This is a genomic window from Sphingomonas sp. ABOLH (genome assembly GCF_003951715.1).
Classification (GTDB): domain Bacteria; phylum Pseudomonadota; class Alphaproteobacteria; order Sphingomonadales; family Sphingomonadaceae; genus Sphingomonas; species Sphingomonas hankookensis_A.
In genome coordinates this window covers 1-1158 of record NZ_QQWV01000110.1, presented here as the reverse complement: position 1 = coordinate 1158, position 1158 = coordinate 1, and the positions used below count along the sequence as shown (strand labels likewise).

Sequence of the window (1158 nt, the reverse complement as noted above, 5' to 3'; positions counted from 1 at the left end):
GTGCCCGCCGCATCAATATCGATCGCCATGATCGGCGCGACCGGCGAAGAGGAACGCCATCTCCGTACCCCCGCGCAGGCGGGGGTCCAGGGTTGCTTTGCGGGCGGTGGCGTTCGGGGCTCTGGATCCCCGCCTGCGCGGGGATACGGTCGTCATGACTAGGCCGCCGATCGCAACCGGGTCTGGGTCCCCGCCTGCGCAGGGATACGGGGTTGGTCGGGGCGCCCCGTTCCATCCCCGGACGTACCCCGGCGGAGGCCGGGGTCCAGTTTGGTGGCGATTTCGATCTTGCAGCAGCGCTTCCCGACTGAGCCCCGGCCTTCGCCGGGGTGCGGGAGGGGTGTGTGCGGTGGGCGTCATGAGATGCGGCGGGAGACCCCAGCCTTCGCTGGGGTGACGTTCGGTGCGCGGTGACGGATATTTTTCAGGAGAACATCGATGGCGGCGGAGAAGGGTAGTGCGTTCCTGTTGAAGATCGGGAACGGGGCGGTGCCGGTGGCCTATGCGACGGTCGCGGGTCTTCGGACCACGCAGCTGAGCGTCAATGGCGAGGCGGTGGCGATCACCAGCAAGGATTCGGGCGGGTGGCGCGAATTGCTGTCGGGGGCGGGGGTTCGCTCTGTCAGCGTCAGCGGTGCGGGAGTGTTCACCGGATCGGCGGCGGAGGTGCGGCTGCGCGGCAATGCGATGTCGGGCACGATCGACGACTATCGGCTGAGCTTCGAGAGCGGCGAGACGATGACCGGGCGGTTCCTGGTCACGCGGCTGGATTATGCCGGCGATTATAATGGCGAGCGCAACTACACGCTGGCGCTGGAATCCTCCGGCCCGGTGGTGTCGGCATGAGTGCGCCGGCCAATCCGGTGCGGGGTGAGGCGAGTGTCCGCGTGCATGGCGAAACGTTGGTGCTGCGACCGAGTTTCGCGGCGCTGGTCGCGGCGGAGGCGGAGGTCGGGTCGCTGTTCGCGCTGGTCGAGCGGGCGGCGGCGGGGCGGCTGACGCTGGCCGAGCTGGTCGCGCTGCTGTGGCACTGCCTGCGCGATCCGGCGCCGATGGGGCGCGAGGCGTTTGCCGAGGGGGTGACGGCGGGCGGGATGGCGGCGGCGACCCCGGCGCTGAAAATCCTGATCGCGCAGTACGTGGGATGTCGCTTAGACA

General features: G+C 69.2%; 2 protein-coding genes. Both read left to right on the top strand.

All coding sequences use genetic code 11. The annotated features are described in order from the left end of the window. The first annotated feature begins 438 nt into the window (after positions 1–438). Positions 439–846 (top strand): phage major tail protein, TP901-1 family, encoded by a 408-nt coding sequence (locus CA237_RS19465; RefSeq protein WP_066690114.1) that lies wholly within the window; start codon positions 439–441, stop codon positions 844–846. Continuing rightward, a partial coding sequence (locus CA237_RS19460; RefSeq protein ID WP_126015332.1) for a GTA-gp10 family protein occupies positions 843–1158 on the top strand: 316 nt, incomplete at its 3' end. The genes CA237_RS19465 and CA237_RS19460, both read left to right, overlap by 4 nt.